Annotated in this window: 1 protein-coding gene; it reads right to left on the reverse strand. The window is 51.9% G+C overall.

Going from position 1 to position 2148, the window contains the following annotated elements; all coding sequences use genetic code 11:
- On the reverse strand, positions 1 to 2148 hold a 2148-nt coding region (locus R7Z78_RS24150; RefSeq protein ID WP_169643891.1), incomplete at both ends, for a tandem-95 repeat protein.

The following is a 2148-nucleotide window of genomic DNA, read 5'->3' on the forward strand; positions in this document are numbered from 1 at the left end:
GGTAGTTGTCGTTTGGCGTGTAAGTGACGCTGCCATCCGGGTTGACCGAGACCGTGCCGTTAGCTGGACCGTTATTGCTATCGAGCGACACCACTTTGTCGTCGCCTTCGAACGTGTCGTTACCTAAAACCTTGATGATGGTTGGTGTGTCTTCCACAACCGTAGCGCGGTCAGATTCAATATCTGCCACAGGCGCCACTGTGAAGTTCACCGTTTGGCTAACGCTTTCACCGCTTGGATCGGTGGCGGTAAAGGTTAGGGTTTCTGAGCCATTCCAGTCTGCGGTTGGAGTGAACGTAGCAATCCCATTGACGATCGCCACTTGAATGTTGCTATTACCAGAAACGCTAAACGTTAACTCGCCATCGGCGTTATCCACATCACTGAAGGCCGTATTCAGATCGATGCTGTATGGCGTAAAATCTTCCGCCAAGGTTTGGTCTGCAATGTTGCTTTCAACCACAGGCGTGTCGTTCACCGCATTCACGGTGACGTTGACCGTTGCTTGGTCAGTCAGTGCACCATCAGTAATCGTGTAAGTAATTTCAGCGTCACCATGGAAGTTCTCAGCCGGTGTGAAGACCAGTTTGCCATCAACGATCTCAACTGTGCCTTGTGTTTCAGGTACGGAAGCCGATTCAATCGACAGCTTATCACCATCAATATCGGTGTCGTTTGGCAGGACATCAATCGTCACTGGCGTGTCTTCGTCAGTAACGGCATTGTCATTGGTCGCCACTGGCGCATCGTTCACTGGCGTGACATCGATGTTCACCGTGGTGGACTCCGATACCCCACCGGAGGTAACGATGTAGGTGAAGCTGTCAGCCCCGTGGTAGTTGTCGTTTGGCGTGTAAGTGACGCTGCCGTCCGGGTTGACCGAGACCGTGCCGTTGGCTGGGCCGTTATTGCTATCCAGCGACACCACTTTGTCGTCGCCTTCGAACGTATCGTTACCTAAAACCTTGATGATGGTCGGCGTGTCTTCCACAACTGTCGCGCTGTCTGCCACGATGTCCGCCACAGGCGCTACTGTGAAGTTCACCGTTTGGCTAACGCTTTCACCGCCTGGATCGGTGGCGGTAAAGGTCAACGCTTCTGAGCCGTTCCAGTCTGCCGTTGGAGTGAACGTAGCAATCCCATTGACGATCGCCACTTGAATGTTGCTGTTGCCAGAGACGCTAAACGTTAACTCGCCATCCACGTTATCCACATCGCTGAAAGCGGTATTTAGATCGATGCTGTATGGCGTAAAGTCTTCCGCCAAGGTTTGGTCTGCAATGCTACTTTCAACCACAGGCGTGTCGTTCACCGCATTCACGGTGACGTTGACCGTCGCTTGGTCAGTCAGTGAACCATCGGTAACGGTGTAAGTGATTTCAGCGTCACCATGGAAGTTCTCAGCTGGTGTGAACACCAATTTGCCATCAACAATTTCGACTTTACCTTGTGCTTCAGGTACAGACGCCGATTCAATCGACAGCGTATCACCATCAATATCAGTATCGTTTGGCAGAACATCAATCGTCACTGGCGTGTCTTCGTCAGTGACAGCGGTATCATCTTTTGCCACTGGCGCGTCATTCACTGGCGTGACATCGATGTTCACCGTGGTGAATTCCGATACCCCACCGGAGGTAACGATGTACGTGAAGCTGTCTGTACCGTGGAAGTTGTCGTTTGGCGTGTAAGTGACGCTGCCGTCCGGGTTGACCGAGACCGTGCCGTTGGCTGGACCGTTATTGCTATCGAGCGACACCACTTTGTCGTCGCCTTCAAACGTGTCGTTACCTAGGACGTTAATGATGGTCGGCGTGTCTTCCACAACCGTCGCGCGGTCAGATTCAATATCTGCCACAGGCGCAATCATAAAGTTTACCGTTTGGCTGACGCTTTCACCGCTTGGATCAGTAGCCGTAAAGGTTAACGCTTCTGAGCCGTTCCAGTCTGCCGTTGGGCTAATGGTCGCGATGCCATTTTCTATTGAGACATTGACATTACTGTTACCTGAGACGCTAAACGTTAACTCACCATCGGCGTTATCCACATCGCTGAAAGCGGTATTCAGATTGATGCTGTATGGCGTGAAATCTTCCGCCAAGGTTTGGTCTGCAATGCTACTTTCAACCACAGGCGTGTCGTTCACCG

Origin of the sequence: Vibrio sp. 1167 (genome assembly GCF_033340375.1) — a bacterium.
GTDB lineage: Bacteria > Pseudomonadota > Gammaproteobacteria > Enterobacterales > Vibrionaceae > Vibrio > Vibrio alginolyticus.